The organism is Mongoliibacter ruber, assembly GCF_003003005.1.
Taxonomy (GTDB): domain Bacteria; phylum Bacteroidota; class Bacteroidia; order Cytophagales; family Cyclobacteriaceae; genus Mongoliibacter; species Mongoliibacter ruber.
On record NZ_PVTR01000010.1, the window covers coordinates 58,099 to 78,266 of the forward strand.

The 20,168-nt window shown below is 40.9% G+C and carries 18 protein-coding genes and 1 tRNA gene; 10 read left to right on the plus strand and 9 right to left on the minus strand.

Going from position 1 to position 20,168, the window contains the following annotated elements; genetic code table 11:
* Positions 1-19: 19 nt before the first annotated feature.
* Positions 20-1,054 (minus strand): oxidoreductase, encoded by a 1,035-nt coding sequence (locus CLW00_RS16140; RefSeq protein ID WP_106134833.1) that lies wholly within the window; start codon positions 1,052-1,054, stop codon positions 20-22.
* 10 nt (positions 1,055-1,064) lie between these two features.
* Positions 1,065-1,577 carry an FKBP-type peptidyl-prolyl cis-trans isomerase gene (locus CLW00_RS16145; protein WP_106134834.1) on the minus strand — a complete coding sequence of 171 codons (513 nt, stop codon included), beginning with the start codon at positions 1,575-1,577 and terminating at the stop codon, positions 1,065-1,067.
* Positions 1,578-1,916: 339 nt separating this feature from the next.
* Between CLW00_RS16145 and uvrA the strand changes: the two genes are divergently transcribed.
* From uvrA to CLW00_RS16175, 6 genes are all read left to right on the plus strand, one after another.
* On the plus strand, positions 1,917-4,733 hold the full coding sequence (gene uvrA, locus CLW00_RS16150) for an excinuclease ABC subunit UvrA (protein WP_106134734.1): 2,817 nt from the start codon (positions 1,917-1,919) through the stop codon (positions 4,731-4,733).
* Positions 4,734-4,756: 23 nt separating this feature from the next.
* Entirely contained in the window at positions 4,757-5,359 is a 603-nt protein-coding gene (locus CLW00_RS16155) for a trimeric intracellular cation channel family protein (protein ID WP_106134735.1), read from the plus strand.
* 143 nt (positions 5,360-5,502) lie between these two features.
* Entirely contained in the window at positions 5,503-6,771 is a 1,269-nt protein-coding gene (locus tag CLW00_RS16160; protein ID WP_106134736.1) for a serine hydroxymethyltransferase, read from the plus strand.
* A 14-nt stretch (positions 6,772-6,785) separates the two neighbouring features.
* Entirely contained in the window at positions 6,786-7,646 is an 861-nt protein-coding gene (gene tatC, locus CLW00_RS16165; protein WP_106134737.1) for a twin-arginine translocase subunit TatC, read from the plus strand.
* Positions 7,639-8,076, plus strand: a complete 438-nt coding sequence (rpiB, locus tag CLW00_RS16170) for a ribose 5-phosphate isomerase B (protein ID WP_106134738.1) — start codon at positions 7,639-7,641, stop codon at positions 8,074-8,076. The genes tatC and rpiB overlap by 8 nt, the downstream gene beginning before the upstream one ends.
* Positions 8,077-8,247: 171 nt before the next feature.
* Positions 8,248-10,611 carry an ABC transporter permease gene (locus CLW00_RS16175; RefSeq protein ID WP_106134835.1) on the plus strand — a complete coding sequence of 788 codons (2,364 nt, stop codon included), beginning with the start codon at positions 8,248-8,250 and terminating at the stop codon, positions 10,609-10,611.
* A gap of 39 nt (positions 10,612-10,650) precedes the next feature.
* On the opposite strand, the gene CLW00_RS16180 is transcribed toward CLW00_RS16175, so the two are convergent.
* On the minus strand, positions 10,651-11,640 hold the full coding sequence (locus CLW00_RS16180) for an SH3 domain-containing protein (protein WP_106134739.1): 990 nt from the start codon (positions 11,638-11,640) through the stop codon (positions 10,651-10,653).
* A gap of 210 nt (positions 11,641-11,850) precedes the next feature.
* Positions 11,851-13,161: a hypothetical protein gene (locus CLW00_RS16185; RefSeq protein WP_245917323.1), complete on the minus strand. Its 1,311-nt coding sequence runs from the start codon at positions 13,159-13,161 to the stop codon at positions 11,851-11,853.
* A gap of 184 nt (positions 13,162-13,345) precedes the next feature.
* Between CLW00_RS16185 and rbfA the strand changes: the two genes are divergently transcribed.
* Together rbfA and CLW00_RS16195 are read left to right on the plus strand one after the other, a co-directional pair.
* Positions 13,346-13,729, plus strand: a complete 384-nt coding sequence (rbfA, locus tag CLW00_RS16190) for a 30S ribosome-binding factor RbfA (protein WP_106134740.1) — start codon at positions 13,346-13,348, stop codon at positions 13,727-13,729.
* A gap of 12 nt (positions 13,730-13,741) precedes the next feature.
* Positions 13,742-14,968 carry an ABC transporter permease gene (locus tag CLW00_RS16195; protein ID WP_211300208.1) on the plus strand — a complete coding sequence of 409 codons (1,227 nt, stop codon included), beginning with the start codon at positions 13,742-13,744 and terminating at the stop codon, positions 14,966-14,968.
* A 257-nt stretch (positions 14,969-15,225) separates the two neighbouring features.
* On the opposite strand, the gene CLW00_RS21430 is transcribed toward CLW00_RS16195, so the two are convergent.
* Positions 15,226-15,352, minus strand: a tRNA-Asp gene (locus CLW00_RS21430).
* Positions 15,353-15,625: 273 nt separating this feature from the next.
* On the minus strand, positions 15,626-16,006 hold the full coding sequence (locus CLW00_RS16200; protein WP_106134742.1) for a DUF2784 domain-containing protein: 381 nt from the start codon (positions 16,004-16,006) through the stop codon (positions 15,626-15,628).
* A 258-nt stretch (positions 16,007-16,264) separates the two neighbouring features.
* On the opposite strand from CLW00_RS16200, the gene CLW00_RS16205 reads away from it, so the two are divergent.
* Positions 16,265-16,861 carry a hypothetical protein gene (locus CLW00_RS16205; protein ID WP_106134743.1) on the plus strand — a complete coding sequence of 199 codons (597 nt, stop codon included), beginning with the start codon at positions 16,265-16,267 and terminating at the stop codon, positions 16,859-16,861.
* Between the two features lie 45 nt (positions 16,862-16,906).
* Complete coding sequence (locus CLW00_RS16210; protein ID WP_106134744.1) at positions 16,907-17,479, plus strand: LOG family protein; 573 nt, start codon at positions 16,907-16,909, stop codon at positions 17,477-17,479.
* A 362-nt stretch (positions 17,480-17,841) separates the two neighbouring features.
* Here CLW00_RS16210 and CLW00_RS16215 read toward each other — a convergent pair whose 3' ends face one another.
* The 3 genes from CLW00_RS16215 to CLW00_RS16225 are packed head-to-tail and all read right to left on the minus strand — an operon-like array spanning position 17,842 to position 20,153.
* Entirely contained in the window at positions 17,842-18,324 is a 483-nt protein-coding gene (locus tag CLW00_RS16215) for a GAF domain-containing protein (RefSeq protein WP_106134745.1), read from the minus strand.
* Between the two features lie 4 nt (positions 18,325-18,328).
* Entirely contained in the window at positions 18,329-19,360 is a 1,032-nt protein-coding gene (gene ribD / locus CLW00_RS16220; RefSeq protein ID WP_106134746.1) for a bifunctional diaminohydroxyphosphoribosylaminopyrimidine deaminase/5-amino-6-(5-phosphoribosylamino)uracil reductase RibD, read from the minus strand.
* 4 nt (positions 19,361-19,364) lie between these two features.
* Positions 19,365-20,153 carry a DUF4382 domain-containing protein gene (locus CLW00_RS16225; RefSeq protein ID WP_170073236.1) on the minus strand — a complete coding sequence of 263 codons (789 nt, stop codon included), beginning with the start codon at positions 20,151-20,153 and terminating at the stop codon, positions 19,365-19,367.
* Positions 20,154-20,168 lie beyond the last annotated feature (15 nt).

Here is a 20,168-nt window from a genome sequence, read left to right on the forward strand (position 1 = left end):
AACTGATTTTTAAGCTTTTTTACTTTTTGAAAGGTATCCTTTTTCCTTCTTGATGACTTAAGAATGCCGCTTCTATAATTTCCAAAACAGTAATTGCCTGATCTATCGGAACCCGCAAGGTGTGTTTTTGAGAAATGGCATCAGCAATATTTTTATAAAAAATCCTGTAGTCTCCCCTTTCGGTTTCATAAGTCATCGATGTATGCTCTAAATGCAATTCTCCCCATGCTTGAGCATCTTCCAGACCCCAATTGGCTCCTTCAGGCAATTCTCCTGCCTTAAAAGCTTTCTCTTGCACGTCCAATCCATATTTGATATATGACCCTTTTTCTCCAAGCACCAAAAACTTGGGCATTGGTGCCTTGGATAAAACACTTGCTGTCAGCCTAGCTTTGATACTGCCAAACATCAAGGTAATGTCAAAAAAATCGTCCGCAACGGCGCCTGTACGTTGCTTGAAGATCTCTGCATAAACCCAATCAGGTCTACCAAATAACATCACCGCCTGATCTATCAGATGTGTCCCCAAGTCATAGGTTATCCCATTCCCAGGCACATCCTGCTCCCTCCAATTGTCAGCAAGACCTGGCCTAAATCTATCAAAATGAGACTCAAAATGCACTACTCTACCCAGTAAACCTTCTGCAAGGATTTTTTGAATTGTCCGGATGTCTCCATCCCACCTGCGGTTTTGAAATACGGAGAGTACAAGTCCTTTTTCCTCCGCAATCTGCTTCAATTCTTTTGCCTCACGGGAATGAATCGTCACAGGCTTATCCACTACGACATGCTTGCCCGCCTCAAGAGCCATTTTGGCTTGGGAAAAATGAAACTCATTGGGTGTAACAATTACAATTAGATCCGCTGCATCGGCTTCCAGCAGCGCTTCTAAACTCCTGAAAATGCTTACTTCCGGATATTTTTCCTTGGACTTTTCCTGCCTCCGCTCGACTACTGCTACCAATTCCAAATCAGGGCAAACCGTAATCAAAGGCGCATGCATTTTTTCTCCTACTGATCCGTAACCCACCAGTGCAGTTCTAATTTTACCCATTTTCTCGAATTTAATGTTGATGTCCTCCTGGTCCATGTACATGGCCATGCTCAATTTCTTCAGGATCAGCATCTCGGACTTCCACAACCTCTCCTTTGAAAAGCAGGTCAAATCCAGCCAAAGGAGGATTGAAATCCATATGTACACCTTTATAATCTACCTTTAGGATTTCCCCTCTGTAGTGGTGGCCTTCATCATCCTGCATTGGAATCACATTCCCTACTTTGAGCAGGTCTTTTTGCTTTTTGCCGTCTTCTTTGAATTTGGCTTTCGGTATAATTACTTTTTTGGTTTCATCGTAATCACCATAGCCATTTTCAAAATCAATAAATACTTCGAATTTGTAACCAACCTCTTTTCCTTCTACATCTGCCTCCAGCAATGGAAAAATCTGGCCAACTCCAAAAAGGAAATAAAACGGTTCCTCTTTTTTCACCCCCTCAAAATGCTCCATTCCGGAATCTCCATCATCTACGAAAAGCTCATAGCTGAGACCTACAACCTTATTTTTTTCTATTTTCATGTGTTTATAATTTTTTTTTTCAGCAGTCACCCCGATTAGTCGGGGCTGGCTATGGAATCTCGCAGTATAGATAATCATCCCAATGTTTGACCTTCTCCTCATGCCTGCCTGCTTCAGGCAGGCCTGTCTGCTTCAGGCAGGCCTGTCTACTACAGGCAGGCTCGATTTCATGTGATGATTTGTTGATAATCTTCCCCAAAGAAAATAAAATCCCGCGGGAATACAGCCCTTGACCACCGAATTGATTAGATTTTTATTGGTAAAAAAGGTCTTTTTGTTTTGGGTTAAACTTTCCAACAAATTATCAATTGAGCAGTTGATTGGGTAACTTTGCCGTTTATGAGTTCAAGCACCGCTATTCTGTCCCAGTCTTTTGACACCCTTGACCCCAAGGAATATATCATTATCAAAAATGCACGCGTCAACAACCTCAAAAGTCTGAGCGTTGCCATACCTAGAAACAAACTTGTGGTCATCACAGGACTTTCAGGGTCGGGGAAATCTTCGCTCGCATTTGACACCTTGTTTGCCGAGGGGCAAAGGATGTATGTAGAGAGTCTCAGTTCTTATGCGAGACAGTTTTTGGGCAGAATGGAAAAACCTGAGGTGGAATACATCAAGGGAGTATCTCCAGCCATAGCCATTCAGCAAAAAGTAAATACCAAAAATCCTCGGTCAACCGTAGGTACAACCACGGAAATATATGATTACCTCAAATTGCTTTTTTCAAGAATAGGAAGAACGATCTCCCCCGTCAGCGGCGAAGAGGTGAAGCATCATACAGTCACAGACGTTGTAGATTACATCCATACTTTCGAAGAGGGGGATAGGGTCATGATTTCATGCCCACTTCACCTGCAAAATGACCGAAATATGATGCAAGAGTTGGAACTGATGCTTCAAAAAGGGTTTACGCGGGTTTTGATCAATGGAGAAGCGCATTTTGTTGAAGATTTATTAGCAGAAAAAAAACTTCCAAAGGGTGAGTTTGAAATCCTGATAGACCGTGCAAGTGTCCAAAAAGAAGATGAAGACAACCAATTTAGGATTTCGGATTCAGTTCAGACTGCTTTTTTTGAAGGACATGGAGAATGTACGATTTTAATACCGGACAAAACCAAAAGGACTTTTTCTGACCGTTTTGAGCTTGACGGAATGAGCTTTGAACTGCCAACTGTCAACTTTTTCAGTTTCAACAATCCTTATGGCGCCTGTAGAACCTGTGAGGGATTTGGTTCTGTATTGGGGATTGATCCGGATTTGGTGATACCTGACAAAAGCTTGTCTGTTTACGAAGGAGCAATTGCACCCTGGAGAGGCGAATCTTCAGGCAAATGGCTCGAACCTTTGGTCAAAAAAGGTATATACTTCGACTTCCCTATCCATAGAGCTTATGAGGACCTTTCGGAGGCTGAAAAGGAATTGATATGGACTGGAAACAAGCATTTTCGGGGACTCAATGACTTTTTTAAGGAAATTGAATCCAAAACGCATAAAATCCAATACCGCGTCATGCTGTCCAGGTTTAGGGGTAGAACAACCTGTCCTGACTGCATGGGGACCCGATTGCGGAAAGATGCATCTTTCGTGAAAGTAGCCGGAAAATCCATCACGGAAATTGTCTTGATGCCTATAGACAAGGCATTGGTATTTTTTGAAAATTTAGAGCTTGAGGCTTCAGAGCAAAAAGTAGCCAATAGGCTTTTGAAAGAAATACTCAATAGATTAGAATATATTGACAAGGTTGGTTTGGGTTACCTTACTCTAAATAGGCTTACTTCCTCACTTTCAGGTGGTGAGTTTCAGCGAATAAAGCTAGCGACATCACTTGGCTCTGCTTTGGTGGGTTCTATGTATATTTTGGATGAGCCAAGCATTGGGCTACACCCAAGAGATTCTGAGAGGTTGATTGAAGTACTGAAAACCCTCAGGGATATGGGCAATACCGTTATCGTGGTAGAGCATGAGGAGAAAATCATGAAAGCTGCTGATCAAATCATTGATATTGGGCCAGATGCGGGGGTTTTGGGAGGAGAGTTGGTTTTCCAAGGCAATCTGGATGAATTGATCCTAAGTGGGAAAAGCCATACAGCAAGATATCTGAAAGGGGAAGAAAAAATTCAGGTAAAAGACAGAAACAGAAAGTGGAAAGACAGTATCCTGGTGAGAGGAGCAAGGGAAAACAACCTGAAAAACCTGACCTTAAAATTCCCATTGCACACCTTGACAGTGGTAACTGGGGTAAGTGGATCCGGAAAATCTACTTTGGTCAAAAAAGTACTTTATCCAGCTTTAGGAAAAACTTTGGGTACAGTGATAGATGAGTCCGGAAAATTTGACAGAATTGATGGAGACTACAAATCAGTCACGCAGGTGGAGTTTGTGGACCAAAACCCAATCGGAAAATCCTCCCGCTCAAATCCTGTTACCTATGTAAAGGCATATGATGCCATTCGTTCACTCTATTCAGAATTACCTACTTCCAAGCAGAGAGGGTACAAACCGGCATTTTTCAGTTTCAACGTAGATGGTGGCAGGTGTGAATCTTGTCAGGGTGAAGGCACTGTCACAGTAGAGATGCAGTTTATGGCTGACATCCACCTTACATGCGAATCATGTAAAGGCAAGAGGTTCAAAAATGAAATTTTAGATGTAAAGTATAACGAAAAAGATATTTCTGATGTACTTGACATGACCATTGATGAGGCCATGGAGTTTTTCAAAGGAAAAACACAAATCATCAACAAGCTGCAGCCACTCCAAGAGGTGGGATTGGGGTACATCGGCATGGGTCAATCTTCCAATACCCTTTCCGGAGGCGAAGCTCAAAGGGTAAAACTAGCTTCATTTCTAGGAAAAGGTGGCACAAAGTCCGGTGATCATATCTTGTTTATTTTTGATGAGCCTACCACAGGTCTTCACTTCCATGATATCCGTAAATTGTTGCACAGCATCAATGCCTTGATCGAGCAAGGGCACTCTGTAATCATCATCGAGCACAACACTGAAGTCATCAAAGCGGCAGATTGGGTGATAGATTTGGGGCCTGAAGGTGGGGAAAAAGGAGGGAATATTACTTTTGAGGGCACACCTGAAGCAATGATGGAGGTAGTAGACAACCATACTGCAAAACACCTCAGAGAAAGTTTTCAATAATCACGCATTCTAAATCCAGTTGTATGGACATTCAATATCCTCTTGAGTTGGTCGGCACTTTAGTATTTGCCATATCAGGAGCTTTGGCTGTAAGAGACCGTGAGCATGACCTTTTCGGTGCGGGATTTACCGGTTTTATCACCGCTATAGGTGGTGGTAGCTTGAGGGACATTTTGCTGGGATCCTACCCACTAGTTTGGATTGGAGATGTTAATTTTCTGTACGCAATCTTTTTGGGGATTTTGCTGGCCTTTATTTTCCCCACCACATTACTCAAGTTAAGAAAAACGATGTTTCTGTTTGATACCTTGGGAATTGCATTCTTCACTGTACTCGGTGTGGAAAAAGCCCTTAGCTTAGGTGTCAGACCTGAAATTGCTGCCATCATGGGTATGTTTTCAGCTGTAATGGGAGGAGTGATCAGAGATACATTGACCAATGAAATCCCTATCCTTTTCAGAAAAGAAGTGTATGCATCAGCTTGCCTGGCAGGAGCAATCCTGTATCTGGTCCTGAATTATTTTGGAATCGCAAGAGATTACAATATGCTTGTTTCCATTTCGGTAGTCATCAGTATCAGATTGATCGCTGTAAAATATAAATTGAGTCTTCCTCGACTGGACTGATTCAGAAATTAACTAAAAGTCTTGAATAAACGACAACAATCAACCGCTTAAACCATATATAACAACAACTGCCAATATGATTTTTAATCAATTGGATAATCCATTGATTAAAACTAATTTTGGGCACCTAATGAAAATCCGTGATGAAAAGAGACCAAGTCATTTTTGACCTTATCGCCGAAGAAGAGAACCGACAAAAAACCGGGATTGAGCTAATCGCTTCAGAAAATTTCACCAGCAAACAGGTGATGGAAGCTGCAGGCTCCGTATTGACCAACAAATATGCTGAAGGCCTACCAAATAAAAGGTATTATGGAGGCTGTGAGGTGGTGGATAAAATTGAACAACTGGCAATCGACAGGGCCAAAGAGTTATTTGGAGCTACCTGGGCCAATGTACAACCACACTCCGGCGCCCAAGCCAATGCTGCAGTATTTTTGGCATGTCTAAATGCAGGCGACCCTATTTTGGGCTTTGACCTGTCACACGGAGGACACCTGACTCATGGCAGCCCGGTAAACTTTTCCGGAAAACTTTACCAGCCTCATTTCTATGGTGTGGAAGAAGAGACCGGCGTAATCGATTATGATAAAGTAGAGGCCAAAGCTCTTGAAGTAAAACCAAAACTATTGATTTGCGGTGCTTCTGCTTACAGTAGAGATTGGGATTATGAGAGGCTTAGGGATATAGCAGATCAAGTTGGAGCCATATTATTGGCCGACATCTCACATCCATCAGGTCTGATTGCAAAAGGACTTCTTAACGATCCCTTGGAATACTGTCATGTGGTGACTACCACTACTCACAAAACCCTAAGAGGTCCAAGAGGTGGTTTGATCTTGATGAGAGAAGACTTTGACAATCCATTTGGATTAAAAACACCAAAGGGTGAGCTTAGGAAAATGTCTTCATTGTTAGACTCGGGAGTATTCCCAGGTACACAAGGTGGACCATTGGAGCATATCATTGCAGCAAAGGCCATCGCTTTCCAAGAAGCCCTTTCGGATGAATACATGGAATATGTAGTTCAAGTGAAAAAGAATGCTGCTGTAATGGCAGAGGGATTTGTAGACTTGGGATACAAATTGATTTCAGGAGGCACTGACAACCACCTGATGTTGATTGACCTTAGAAGTAAGGACATTACTGGTAAGATTGCAGAAGAAACATTGGGCAAGGTGGACATCACCATCAACAAAAACATGGTTCCTTTTGATACCCGTTCTCCATTTGTGACTTCAGGAATGAGAGTGGGCACTGCAGCAGTGACTACAAGAGGTCTCAAAGAAGAAGACATGAAAAAAATTGTCAGTCTTATAGACAGGGCTTTGACCAATCATGATGATGATTCGGCTTTGTCTCAAATCAAAAAAGAAGTAAACGACTGGATGGTTCAGTTTCCATTATACTAATATATCCGTAAAACGTGGCCTTAGATCAGTATAGAGAAGAAGAGGAAGAAGAGGGCATGTCCTTTTTGGACCATTTGGAGCAGTTGCGCTGGCACCTCTTACGCTCCGTTGCAGCTATCTTAATATTTACAGTTGCAGCTTTCCTTGCAAAAAGTATAGTGTTCGGACAAGTGATTCTTGGTCCATCTAGGATTGACTTTATCACCTACAGGGTCCTTTGTCAAATTGCCGATGCCTTGTCAACTCCTGTACTGTGTATAGATACACTCCCTTTTACCATTCAGAGTAGACAGATGACTGGACAGTTTTCCATGCACCTGACCTCATCCATGGTAGTAGGTTTGATTGCCGCTTTCCCATATCTCTTTTGGGAAACGTGGAAATTCATCAGTCCAGGGCTCTATGACAAGGAAAGAAATGCTGCAAGAGGTGCTGTCTTCTTTGTGAGTCTTTTGTTCTTTATGGGGGCAGCATTTGGATACTTTATCCTATCTCCCTTATCAATCAATTTCTTGTCCAACTACCAGTTGGACCCAAGTATCCTCAATGAATTTGACATCACATCTTATGTGACTACTTTATCCATGTTGGTGTTGGCGTCAGCTATCATGTTCCAGCTTCCAGTGGTTATTTACTTCCTGTCCATGTCAGGACTTGTCACTGCAGCAATGCTTAAGGCATACAGAAGGCATGCAATTGTATCCATACTAGTATTGGCTGCTGTAATTACACCGCCGGATGTCATTTCTCAAATCCTAATAGCAATGCCAATCTTGGTATTGTATGAAGCGGGAATTCAAATCGCCAAAAGACTGGAAAGGAAGAAAGCCAAACAAGAATTGGAAGACAAACTCAAATACGAAGAAAATGACTAAGAAAATAGCCATAGGTGGTGACCATGCCGGGTACGCATACAAGAAAGAAATGGTCAAAAAGTTGGAAGAATCAGGGTATGAAGTAAAAGACTTTGGCCCTTATACAGATGACTCAGCGGATTATCCTGATTATGTACATCCGCTATGTGAAGCAATTGAAAATGGAGAATTCCATCAAGGAATCCTTATCTGCGGTAGTGGTAACGGCGTAGCCATTACAGCCAACAAACACCAAGGAATAAGAGCGGCACTATGTTGGGATGAAGAGCTTGCCGCACTCTCCCGTCAGCACAATGACGCGAATGTATTGGCTTTGCCAGCCAGGTTTATCCCATTTGACTTGGCGGAAAAATTGACCAAAATTTTTCTGACAACGGATTTTGAAGGAGGCAGGCATGCAACCAGAGTAGGCAAAATCGCATGTAAATAACATTTTCCCTCCCTATTCTCATAGGGAGGTTTTTTTATACAATATCCCACTGGCGAACAATAATTGTCCGCACAAGAACGCTTTTTTTTGAGGATACCGCTGGAGATGGGTAAAAGGGTGATTGTACATGGCATAGCTCTTGAAAACCAATGTCAATCTACTATTTTTACTATGATGATACTCCATGCACTTAGGACAGCTTTCCGAAACTTACTTCGTCACAAAACAAATGCAATAGTCAATATTCTCAGCCTGACCATTGGCCTGACTTCCGGAATTTTTATCTTTTTGTGGGTATTAGATGAACTTGGTTATGATAAATTCCATGTCCACGACAAGTCACTGTATCAGGTGATGATCAACCAAACTTTTCCAGATGGTCAAATCCACACCTACGGAGCCACTCCTTCTAAATTGAAGGAGGCTGTTCGCTCTGATATTCCAGAGGTCGAAAACATTACACAAACCAATATGTCCTCTACCTTATTGGTTCAATTTGAGGAAGTTTCTTTTCAAGAAGAAGGGATATATTCAGACAGTGAATTTTTTCAAATATTTGATTTCCCTCTACTTCATGGAAACCCTTCCAACCCTTTGCCGGACAATAATTCTATTGCCATTTCACAAAAACTTGCCAATAAATTATTCAAAAATGCAGACCCAATCGGTAAAACCCTACAGGTGGAACAGGCACAGGAATTTATGGTCTCCGCAGTTTTTGCCGATGTTCCGACAAATTCAAGGATTCAGTTTGAGTTTGTGGCACCGTTTGAAGTCTATTCCCAAGAAAATCCATGGATGCAGGGATGGCAGACTGGAGGCACAAATACCTTTTTGAAATTGGATCCAAAGGCTTCTTTGCCTACTGTAAATCAAAAGCTGGAATCTCTGATCAAGAGAAATTGTGCTGAATGCACCACAAGCCCCTTTCTATATAGCTTCAGCAAACTGTACCTCAACGGCAAATTTGAGGGAGGTAAAAATGTGGGAGGAAGAATCGAACAGGTAATTTTGTTCTCCATTGTCGCGGGAATTATCCTGCTGATGGCCTGTATCAATTTTATGAACTTGGCTACAGCAAGTGCAGCAAGCAGGAGTAAGGAAGTCAGTGTCAGAAAAATCATCGGAGCGAACAGGCCTGATTTGGTACTTCATTTTATGCTTGAGTCGCTTATCCTTGCTTCTATAGGATTATTATTCGCAATATTTCTGGTGAGCACATTACTTCCTTTCTTCAATACAATCACCTCTAAATCCATCCAATTGAATATGTTCGATCCAATATTTTTGGGAGGAGCCATTGTGATTACCTTGGTTTGTGGTTTACTGGCTGGAATATATCCGGCCGTTTTTCTTTCTTCTTTCAAACCCCTAACGATTTTTCAGAGAAATGTTAGAAGTCTGCTGACTGGAAGTGGGCTGAGAAAAACTTTGGTTGTCATCCAATTTGCTTCAGCAGTGGTGTTGATGGTAGGAAGTATCATCATCTACCAGCAAATCAAGTATATCACGAACAAAGACCTTGGATTTGTCAAAAGTCAGGTTTTGGTCATTGACCAGAATAAGGATTTGATTGCCAACACCGCTCCTTTCAGGAACGCTATGCTCCAATTGTCCAATGTAGAAAATATAGGATTTGGGGGGAATAACATTTTTGTAATCCCAATTACCACGACTGAAATCGATTGGCAGGGGAAAGACAAAGATGCTTCAATCCATTTCAAGCTATTCAGGTCTGATGAAGGATTTATACCGACCATGGGAATCGAGATGCTTCAAGGGAGAAATTTTATAGGTGATAAACAAGATTCGCTACACTACATCATCAACCGTAAAGCGATGGAAGTCATGGGGATTTCAGAGCATGAAGTGATCGGATCAGAATTGGGTGTTTGGGGCAATTTGGGAAGGATTGTTGGTGTTACTGAAGATTTTCACAATGACAACCTCAAGGTGGGTATCGAGCCTTTGGTATTCCTATATTCGGAGAATCTTGGGGCACATTATTTTGTAAAGTTAAATCAATCTTCTTCCATATCAGAATCACTGGCTGGGATTGAAAAAGTTTTCAAGACATATAGTCCAGACTATCCATTTGAGTTTACTTTTTTGGATGAATTGTTTGAGCGCCAGTATATATCGGATTTGGTATTGGGTAAACTCTCTATGAGTTTTATGGTGATTTCAATCTTGATATCATGCTTAGGTCTGTTTGGTTTGGCAACATTCACGGCAGCACGAAGAATTAAAGAGCTTGGCATCAGAAAATTAATGGGAGCAACCTCCTTTAACCTTGTCCTGATGCTTTGTGGGGATTTCACCAAACTTGTGCTGATCAGTATACTGATTGGCAGTCCTATAGCCTGGTACTTAGCGAAAGAATACCTCTCGGGATTTGCCTTTCATGGAGGTATCAGTAGCGGCACATTTTTACTTGCTGCTTTGGGATTAATGACCGTGGCACTATCTACTGTAGGATTCCAATCTCTTAAAGCTGCATTGGCAAATCCTGCCAAATCATTGAAGAGTGAATAAACAGACAAATTGTATTTACATATTGTCAGGAATTCCTCTTCAATGAAAATCCAAAAAATCACTACTCAGCCATTTTTCTTCGAAGCCTATTTTGCACCAACCATTATGTTCCTCCATAATAAAAACTTCTTCACCTCTTGGAAGATTTCCTTCTACGCTGAATTTCGTACCTGGTCCTGATCGTACCCTTAGTACACTGGCATTCACAGTTGCCCTCTTTACATCACGTGTAAACCTTGCAGAGACCCAATGTTCCTGTGAATTGGAGATTTTAAGCCAACCATCTGTCTTGCCATAAACCCTCAAAATGGCGCCAAGCTCAATTGATCCTCTGTCTCTTGCCAAAGCTGAACGGCCACTAGGTTGTGTCCTTACATTGAGTCGGCTAGCGGTGACAATGACATAATTGATATATGGGTTTTTGGTTTTGACCACATCAAAATCACCCAATTCCCTCCTTACTAAAGGCAAAAATCCTGTTTCACAATCTTCCACCTTATTGCCTCCAAAAAATGCGGTACCCGGACAGGATTTATTATTTCTGCTCCCATTATTACGGTGCCCTGTACCCAATTCAAACCAGTGGTGGTAAAGGATGGTATTGGTATTGACAGGAAGGTTGAATTTCCTGCAGATAGCCGCAGTCATCTTGATGATCGCCTCTTGCTGGGCTTCAGTCATAGTGTCGCAATCTTTATCAAAATTACCGACATGTTCCAGGCAAATAGAATGGGCATTATGTCCTGTGATACAAGCGGGCACCCGCTCCAATGACCTCCCTGTAAGAATAGATCCATCCGGAAAAACTGAAAAATGCTGACCGATATCCGCCCAACCATTGACACCGACATGATGGTTTTTCATTGCCTGCTGTCTATCAAAATGATTCCTATCGTTACAATGCGAGTAATTTGGCACCCAAGTATGATGCTGTTGAACATTCAGAATGGTACGTGCCACCCTTTGGTTGCTTATCCAGACAGCAAATTCTTCTGCCGTCATTTTTGTAAATCCATACTTGGTTTCCATAGTAGACCTTTGGTTAAAGTTAAAAACACTTTTGGCAGAAAAGGCGATGATATACAAGTGGGGTGCTTCGTATTTGGAGCAGGTATTTCACGGAGAAAAAGGAATCACTTGAATATCAATCCCAAGCCATTTAATCAAAGTACAGTTTATCTAGTTCAATTTCAAATATTTACCTATGAATGGGCGTATTTTTTCATAAGGCAAAGAAGATTATTCTTCCAAAAAATAGAATTTCCCCGATTTTCGGTATTTCTCCTTCAACAAAGGAATACGTTGGAGCAGGTTTTGAAAAACGCCATCCTGATCTACTACCAATTCAGGTTTTTCTTCCAAAAAGTTTTTGTAGGCTTCAGACATGTCCTTGAAATCTTCAAAATCAGCCAATACCTCTCTGGAAATATAATAATTGAGGTAAGGTGTTACCTGATAAGCATCCTTATAAAAACCCAGATCGGTTCCCAATACAAGGACTTTTTTATTCTTACTAATATCATGTTCCGGCTTGGCAATTACTGCGTAATCCTCTAATTTATTTTGAGAATGCTTTACAGACCACCAGCCGAAGCCCATCAAAGGTATCCCGATCACAAAAACATAAGAAAGGATTTTGTTGACAAACCCTCTTTTGGCAGCATTTAAAAACATGGAAATAAAATACGCCAATGAAGGAATAAGAATCAACAACTGGTATGGAGTCCTCCTATTGACAAGCAAAATAGAACTTGCAGCAAAAAAGAGGAAAATAAGCATTAATTGAAGTTGCTTCTGTTGGTTGACCGTCAGAGATTTGAAAAGAGAACTGAGAAAGATACCAATTATACCAAAAAACAAAGGCGTGATATACAACAACAAGAGATCACGATAACTGACATGCACATATACCTCACCAAGTCTACCTACTAGGATATATTCGACTACAAATTGTGGCAGGGCATCTATCCAAAAGTAATACAAAGCACAAATCCCAATGGGAATGAAGTATCCAATAAGTGAAAGAAGCAATTGCCTAAAGCTAAAACTACTTACAACCACTCCGGCCAAAATCAAATATGGCAGGAAAATGACCAATGGAAAATGAAAACATAGGGCAATGCCTGAATATAGACCGACAAGTAACACTGAATCTGAACCTTCTTTTTGCAAAACTGTCTGGGCAAAAAGCTGCCCCAATGCCAATACGATAAAAGTGCTCCCCATAAGTGCGGGGGATAGTGTCACCAAATCAAAGGAGCAATAGAATAAAATAAGAACTACTAATGCCGGAATATATGTATTTTCATCAAATGACTTATAGCGCATAAACAGACTGTTCAAATACACCATTTGTAAAAAAACGATCAGACCCGCAAGCACTTTATATATCAAGACCGAGCGACCAAAAACCAAATGCAACAACCAATAAGTCCCTGCAGCCAAGGGACCTGTATCGTCAAGAATATCGGTATACATATGATTACCTTCAGCCATCCGCTCCCCGATAAGCATCCAGATCATCTCGGGCTGCAAGATGGGAAGGTTCAAAACCCAAATATAAATACCACTCATCAAAACCATCAAAGCCAGCAGGGCCAAAAGGCGAAAAGGATCGTTAATTCTAAAAAAGCTTATCAAAATCTATGGCTGTATGAATGGTGACACAATCAGAACTCCCGAAATTAAAGGTTAGTCATTTAATTCACTAAATTTGTACCAACTTTAATCTGATATGGAAAGTAAAAGACAACAAAAATACAGCAAACTAATTCAAAAAGAGCTAGGTGAAATTTTTCAAAAAGAAGGACGGCATTTGATTGGCAGTGCATTTATCACTGTGGCTAGGGTCCTGGTCAGTCCTGACTTGGGTTTGGCAAAAGTTTATTTGAGCTTTTTGGTAGAAAAAGACAAGGCTGTTTTTGAAAAATTGAATGACAGAAAAAGCGAATTAAGGAAGCATCTTGGAAACAGAATAGGTAAAAGTGTGAGAATTGTCCCAGAAATAGCATTGTTTATGGATGAATCCGCTTCATATGCACAACACATGGATGCTGTCATTTCCAAACTCGATATACCCGAAGCCTCAGACGAGGACGATGAGGAAGAAGAAGATTAATCCGCCACGCACTTGAACGTCTCCTTTTTTATAGCCTCAAGGTATTTCCGTAGCAAGAAAAAACGGAATTTCATCACCATCCTATCAAGGATTTCTATGATAGGTGTGGCGGTGGGAACTATGGCCTTGGTGGTAGTCTTATCCGTTTTCAATGGCTTGGAAGACTTGGTCAGAGGCTTGTATGCATCTTTTGATGCCGAACTCAAAATAGAACCTGCCATGGGGAAATCTTTCGAAGCTGATGAAAACTGGATTCGAGGTATTCAGGAAGTGGAAGGAGTGGCTTTGTTGACAGAAGTGATTGAAGACAATGCACTTTTCCGCTACAGAGACAACCAACATTTGGCAAAAATAAAAGGAGTATCGGCGGCTTATTTGGAAGATCCAGATCGCTTTGCTGAGGGCTATGTGTGGGGAGAATTAGATCTGGGCACTGAATCCCAACCAAGGGCTATCGTAGGAAGGGGAGTGGGATTTTTTCTCTCTTTGGATTTGGACAATGAATTCGAACTGTTGCAGGTATATTATCCAAAAGCTCCCCGAAGTGCAGGCTCTATTGATCCCAATCAGCTATACAATAGAGATATCATCAAGCCCGCCGCGTTTTTCAGCATAGAAAAAGACTTTGACGACAATTACATCATCGCTCCGATTTCTTTTGTCAGCAAATTGCTCAACTATGGACAAAAGAGGACTTCCCTGGAAATAAAAGTGGCTGAAGGTCATAAGCTACAGACGGTAAAAAGAAGACTGAGGCAGCACTTGGGAGAGGATTTTCTCGTCAAGGATACTGATGAACAACATGCCAGTATCCTCAGAACAATTCAGATTGAAAAGCTTTTTGTGTTCATCACCCTTAGCTTTATTCTTGCCATTGCCTCTTTCAATATATTCTTTTCACTCAGCATGATGGCAATTGAGAAAAAAAAGGACACTGCCATACTTTTTGCCATGGGAGCAAGAGAAAAATTAGTCAAACACATCTATCTCAAACAAGGAGCAATTATCGCATTCTCAGGTGCATTGATCGGCTTGGTGATAGGTTTTGCGATCGTATGGGTTCAGGATAATTTTGGATTGGTATCATTGGGCATCAGTTCCTCTATCATAGATAGTTACCCCGTAAAAATTGTGTGGACGGATTTCTTATGGACGAGCATTGCCGTGATAGCCATTACTTTTCTAGCCTCTTACAGGCCTGCCATTATCGCATCTAAGGTCAAGTCGACCGATTTGTAGGATTTACAAATTAGATTAAAGTAAAAAAGCCGTGAATATATTCACAGCTTTAGTCAATTAACAATAAACCCAAAATAACCGGCTGTAGGAGAAGGACTCGAACCTCCACGGAGAAGTTAGGCAAAATACGAGCTCGATATTTGCTTTATGCTTGGTTCCCCACCCCCGAGACAGGAGGGCATGTTTGCCAATTTCATCATCCTACAATTAAGATTTGTTTCAATTTTAATTCATGGCCTTTTGCCTTTGAATTGTATTGGCTGTAGGAGAAGGACTCGAACCTCCAAGGGGCAGTTAGGCAAAATACGAGCTCGATATTTGCTTTATGCTTGGTTCCCCACCCCCGAGACAGGAGGGCATGTTTGCCAATTTCATCATCCTACAATTTGTGTTTTCAAGACCTTTTGTCTTTGTTGATGTTTCAAAGGTAATAAAACATTCTATTTATTAAAATATTTATAACATAATGACTTTATTTTTACAGTAAATTTATTTTTTGATGGTTTATAATGCCGATTTGTTAATTCACACTTTAAAAATAGTGTTCTGTTTAAGGATTTTAAAATATAAAGGCTTGCAAATCAAAAATCAGCTACACTTTAGACAGTTAAATTCAAGCTACACCAATTATATTTTTGAATATATGGCTGCGTATTGCTATTTCTTTTTGTAAAAATTAAGGTAGACAGACACAATCAAAGCTGCCAGTGCAAAGCCCAAAGTCAGTGCATCGACCAAATCAGCAGCTAAGCTTAGACTGAAAATCCTTTGAAGAAGGTAACTGATGTAAGAATTTGGAAGGTCCTGCGCTCCAAGTTTCCTCAAAATATCAAAATGCCAATCCGTCAATGGACAATAGCCCAATCCATACCAAATCCCTAAAATACCCCAAGAAGCAAAAGTGATGACAATGGTAAAAAAATGCCATTTCAATAAAGGTTTGTATAGCCATGCAAAAAGGTTGAACAAAATCAAACCTGTATGGAATACCAAAAAGAAGTAATCCCCTAGATGTAATAAAAACTCATTTTCGCTCATCTTAGACAATTTTGGTTTATAGTTATGTTAGTCCCTTTCTCTCAATTTTCCAAAAATTACATGCATTTATACAAAAAATTATAAGCAAGAATTACATTTTTTAAATAAAACTAATCTCTCTGTCATAAAAAATATACTTTTCCTAGTTGAAATTTTGATAAAACTATAAGAAAAAGGCATATTTATTGTGAACCCTACAAAATCAGGATTATACCTGATAAAATTCAAGACACATAGTATAAAATGCACCAATCTCTAATGAAAAAAGCCACATTTACCTGCCTATTTACTTTTTTCCTTGTGATCAACTTATCATTCGCACAGGAGGAAGGCCCAGCTCCTTCTTTAAATTCCGGTACCATTTCAAGTCAATTTGATTATTTGAATACAGTTTCAAATAATTTTCAAGAATATAAAGTAGTCAAGCGTACCAACCTGGATCAAATCCGCAAAAATGTCTCAGATTCACTCAATGTGTTTAAAGACCAATTGGTAACGGTAAAAAAAGATCTTAAAGAAAGACAGGAACAAATCAATGTGCTGGAAAGTCAAATGGCTGAAGCACAAGAACAGTTATCGACTGCCGAAGAGGCGAGAGACAGTTTTGAATTTTTAGGAATGCCAATTCATAAATCTGCTTACAGCAGTATCATGTGGACAATTGTATTTGTCCTTACAGGAGCCTTACTGTTTTTCTTGTTCCAATATAGTCAAAGCCATAAGGTCATTTCCAAGGCAAGAAAGGATTTGGAAGAAACTGTTGAGGAATTTGAACAGCACAGGAAAAACACCTTGGATCGAGAAAGAAAGCTTAAAAGGGAGCTTGTGGATGCACTAAACAAAAAACCTGTTTAGGACATTATCTTTGCCCGTTTCCTAGACTTTGCCCTATATTTGGACATGAAAAAAATAACCGTCTATTGTGGATCCAACAAGGGGCACAATCCTGCATATAGCCAAGGAGCATTAACTTTAGCCCAAGAATTGATCAAAAGGAAACTTGACCTTGTCTATGGTGCAGGTAATGTAGGCCTAATGGGAGTGATTGCCGATGCTATGCTTGCTTCCGAGCAAAAGGTATATGGAATTATCCCTCAAAAGCTGGTAGACATCGAAGTAGCCCATGAAGGCTGTACCGAACTCATTGTGGTCGAAACAATGAGAGACAGAAAATGGCTGATGGCTGAAAAAGGTGACGGTTTTATCGCTATGCCGGGTGGAATTGGCACTTTTGAAGAACTTTTTGAAATCATGACCCTCAATCAATTGGCCTATATCAGAAAGCCACTTGCACTCTATAATGTCAGTGGCTATTATGACAAACTTATCTCATTCTTAGACCATTCCGCTAAAGAAGGCTTCCTTCACCAAGCTCAGCTTAACCTGCTTATTGTGTCTTCTGATCCAGTAGAACTATTGGATAAAATGGAGGCTTTTGAGCCACAGCATATCGATAAGTGGGAGGTGAAGTAAGATTCTTCTCTTAAACAGTGTCGGTGTCATGCTGACGAAGGAAGCATCTCACGAAGATCCGGAAATGCAAAAACTCTTACTCTTATTCAATGAAAGAGTCTCTTAAATCGTAGGAGACTCTTCACTAGTTCCTCATTACCATTAACAGTTTTGTCGGGGTCTTCACCCCGTAGGAAAGATCTCCTAGCCTAAACGGTAGGAGATCCCCCGCAATGCTGCGGGACAGGCTTTCACCTCCGCAAGCTGCGGTCAGGATGACGTACACCAACTGTCATTCCCTTTATGTAAATGCTAAATTTTAAAAACTCAGAATGAGGCGTAGGAAATGTCATCAAACCGCTATAGTTCTATTGTTTTTGCAATTAGCAGTATCGATCAACCAACTGCATCAATTTCTCCAAATACTCCTGATCTGTCAGGTCAAAATCATCCAGTTGGTCGCTATCTACATCGAGGACAATCCAAACTTCCCCATTTTTGAAACCGGGAACTACAATTTCTGACTGTGATGCCGAACTACATGCTATATGACCTGGAAAAGCTTCCACATCAGGCACTAATTGGGTTTTGGCCTTATCCCAAGCTGTACCACAAACACCTTTTCCCAATCTGATCCGGGTGCAGGCCAAAGGACCTTGGAATGGCCCCAAGACCAATTCTCCTTGCTTTACCAAATAAAACCCTACCCAAAAAAAACCAAAAGCTTCTTTCAAAACTGCTGATACATTTGCCAAATTGGCGTAAGTATCAGTTTCAGTGGAAATCAAGGCTTCAACTTGTGGTAAAATCGCCTCGTACTTTTCTGCTTTGCTTGCAGAGTCGGGAATAAAAATAGATTCAGCCATGATCTTAAAGTTTAATATTTCTATAAATTCTGAGCCTATCGTCCATGATATCGGACTCTTGAAAAGACAGTCCCTCAATAAGTGGCGCCTTTATTCCAGTACCAAAACTGACAGGTCCAGTAAAAACCCTAGCTTCATCCCAAAGGTTCTTCGAAATCAAAGTATTTAAAATCCGGGCACCTCCTTCTACAAAAACACTTTGGATATTTCTTCTATGTAAATCCGCCAAAACATCTTCTATGTCAAAACCTTCTTGAAGAGCACAATGCTCTAAATTAGGCCCCGAGCTGCTTTGTACTTGGTTATAGCAAATAGTGGGCTGTGACCTATCAAAGAGGTTTAAGTCTTTTTCAAGGCTTAGGTTTCTATCAATTACAATACGGGTGGGGTCTTTGCCAACCCATTCCCTTACATTCAATTTCGGATTGTCAAACTTTGCTGTCAAGGTCCCTACCAAAATAGCATCCTCTTCACTCCGCCATTTGTGAACCAACTGACGGCTGTAAGGATTACTGATCCATTTGCTATCAAAATTTTCCCGCGCCACAAAGCCATCTTGGGTTTGAGCCCACTTAAGGATGATGTATGGACGTTTTTGACTAAGGAACGTAAAAAATCTCCTGTTTTCCTCCAATGCTTCTTTTTCCAAAACTCCCTGTACCACCTCAATACCTGCTTCTTGAAGCTTTTTAATCCCCTTTCCTCCCACTACCGGATTTGTATCTACGGCTGCAATCACAACCCTTTTGACTTTCTTGTCAATCAACAAATCAGCGCAAGGAGGCGTTTTACCCCAATGGGAACAAGGTTCCAGCGTGACATAAACTGTGGCGTTTTTTAGCAAAAGTGGATCTCCAACAGATTCAACAGCATTGGGTTCAGCATGAGGTCCACCATAAACCTTATGATATCCTTCACCGATAACCTTATCCTGATGCACAATAACACAACCTACCATGGGATTTGGACTGACACTTCCCTGACCCAGTACGGCCAAATCCAAGGCCCTTCTCATGTATTGCTCGTCTTGGCTCATAGGTCTAATCTTCTCGAGGTCTTAAAGTGATGTTGCCAACTTGTGTGGTTTGTCTAGGCCCTACGTTCACATTGTTGAGAGTATCTGATAAAAATGCCGGATCCAATGGCTGCACTATAACTCTGAAATTTCCACTTAATCCACGTATCTGGAAATCCCCTGAATTCTCTACTGTGCCTGTCGAAGCAACAGTATCACGATTTTGGATAGCATATAGGACAACCTTTTCTGATTGCGGCCTGATTGAGCCGGAAATTCTCCCTGTATTCAAACTTGAAAAGGCCCTTAGTTTTGGTCTCAGCTCCACAATATCTCCAGCTCCTGAGTGAATGGACCTGTATAATTCAAAGTCAATGAAAACATCTATTGATAATCCTGGATCGAGGGTTAAATTCAAATCAATTGAAGGAGAATCTTCTGACAAAGTTAGATTAGTCCGTTCCTCGTCCGCCAAGGCAAAGTTATTATTGCCTAATTTTAAAGTAAGACCTGTGATACTACCGGCAGGCAACTCTCCCCTGCCTATCAAAAACTGATTTCCACCTACCAAAGCTGCTACATTGACCAATTTGATTACCTGATCATTGGGAAAAAACTTTGGATCAGCATTGTCCTGCCCCCTTGTACCTATGGCTTGAACTTCCACTCCAAGCACCTCTACCCATACTTCGTCAAAGTCTCCGGGAGCATCTATCAAGAAAACATTTACCAATGCTGTGGTTCTTTCCGTGTCGCTCGAACATCCAGAAAAGAGTAAAATGGCAAAAATCAGGGGTAGTAATAATTTATTCACATGACAAATTTATAA

Excerpts from the sequence above, each read along its gene's own strand:
- CLW00_RS16140 (WP_106134833.1), bottom strand. The coding sequence starts at position 1,054 with ATGGGTAAAATTAGAACTGCACTGGTGGGTTACGGATCAGTAGGAGAA.
- CLW00_RS16145 (WP_106134834.1), bottom strand. The coding sequence starts at position 1,577 with ATGAAAATAGAAAAAAATAAGGTTGTAGGTCTCAGCTATGAGCTTTTC.
- uvrA (WP_106134734.1), top strand. The coding sequence starts at position 1,917 with ATGAGTTCAAGCACCGCTATTCTGTCCCAGTCTTTTGACACCCTTGAC.
- CLW00_RS16155 (WP_106134735.1), top strand. The coding sequence starts at position 4,757 with ATGGACATTCAATATCCTCTTGAGTTGGTCGGCACTTTAGTATTTGCC.
- CLW00_RS16160 (WP_106134736.1), top strand. The coding sequence starts at position 5,503 with ATGAAAAGAGACCAAGTCATTTTTGACCTTATCGCCGAAGAAGAGAAC.
- rpiB (WP_106134738.1), top strand. The coding sequence starts at position 7,639 with ATGACTAAGAAAATAGCCATAGGTGGTGACCATGCCGGGTACGCATAC.
- CLW00_RS16175 (WP_106134835.1), top strand. The coding sequence starts at position 8,248 with ATGATGATACTCCATGCACTTAGGACAGCTTTCCGAAACTTACTTCGT.
- CLW00_RS16180 (WP_106134739.1), bottom strand. The coding sequence starts at position 11,640 with ATGGAAACCAAGTATGGATTTACAAAAATGACGGCAGAAGAATTTGCT.
- rbfA (WP_106134740.1), top strand. The coding sequence starts at position 13,346 with ATGGAAAGTAAAAGACAACAAAAATACAGCAAACTAATTCAAAAAGAG.
- CLW00_RS16200 (WP_106134742.1), bottom strand. The coding sequence starts at position 16,006 with ATGAGCGAAAATGAGTTTTTATTACATCTAGGGGATTACTTCTTTTTG.
- CLW00_RS16205 (WP_106134743.1), top strand. The coding sequence starts at position 16,265 with ATGAAAAAAGCCACATTTACCTGCCTATTTACTTTTTTCCTTGTGATC.
- CLW00_RS16210 (WP_106134744.1), top strand. The coding sequence starts at position 16,907 with ATGAAAAAAATAACCGTCTATTGTGGATCCAACAAGGGGCACAATCCT.
- CLW00_RS16215 (WP_106134745.1), bottom strand. The coding sequence starts at position 18,324 with ATGGCTGAATCTATTTTTATTCCCGACTCTGCAAGCAAAGCAGAAAAG.
- ribD (WP_106134746.1), bottom strand. The coding sequence starts at position 19,360 with ATGAGCCAAGACGAGCAATACATGAGAAGGGCCTTGGATTTGGCCGTA.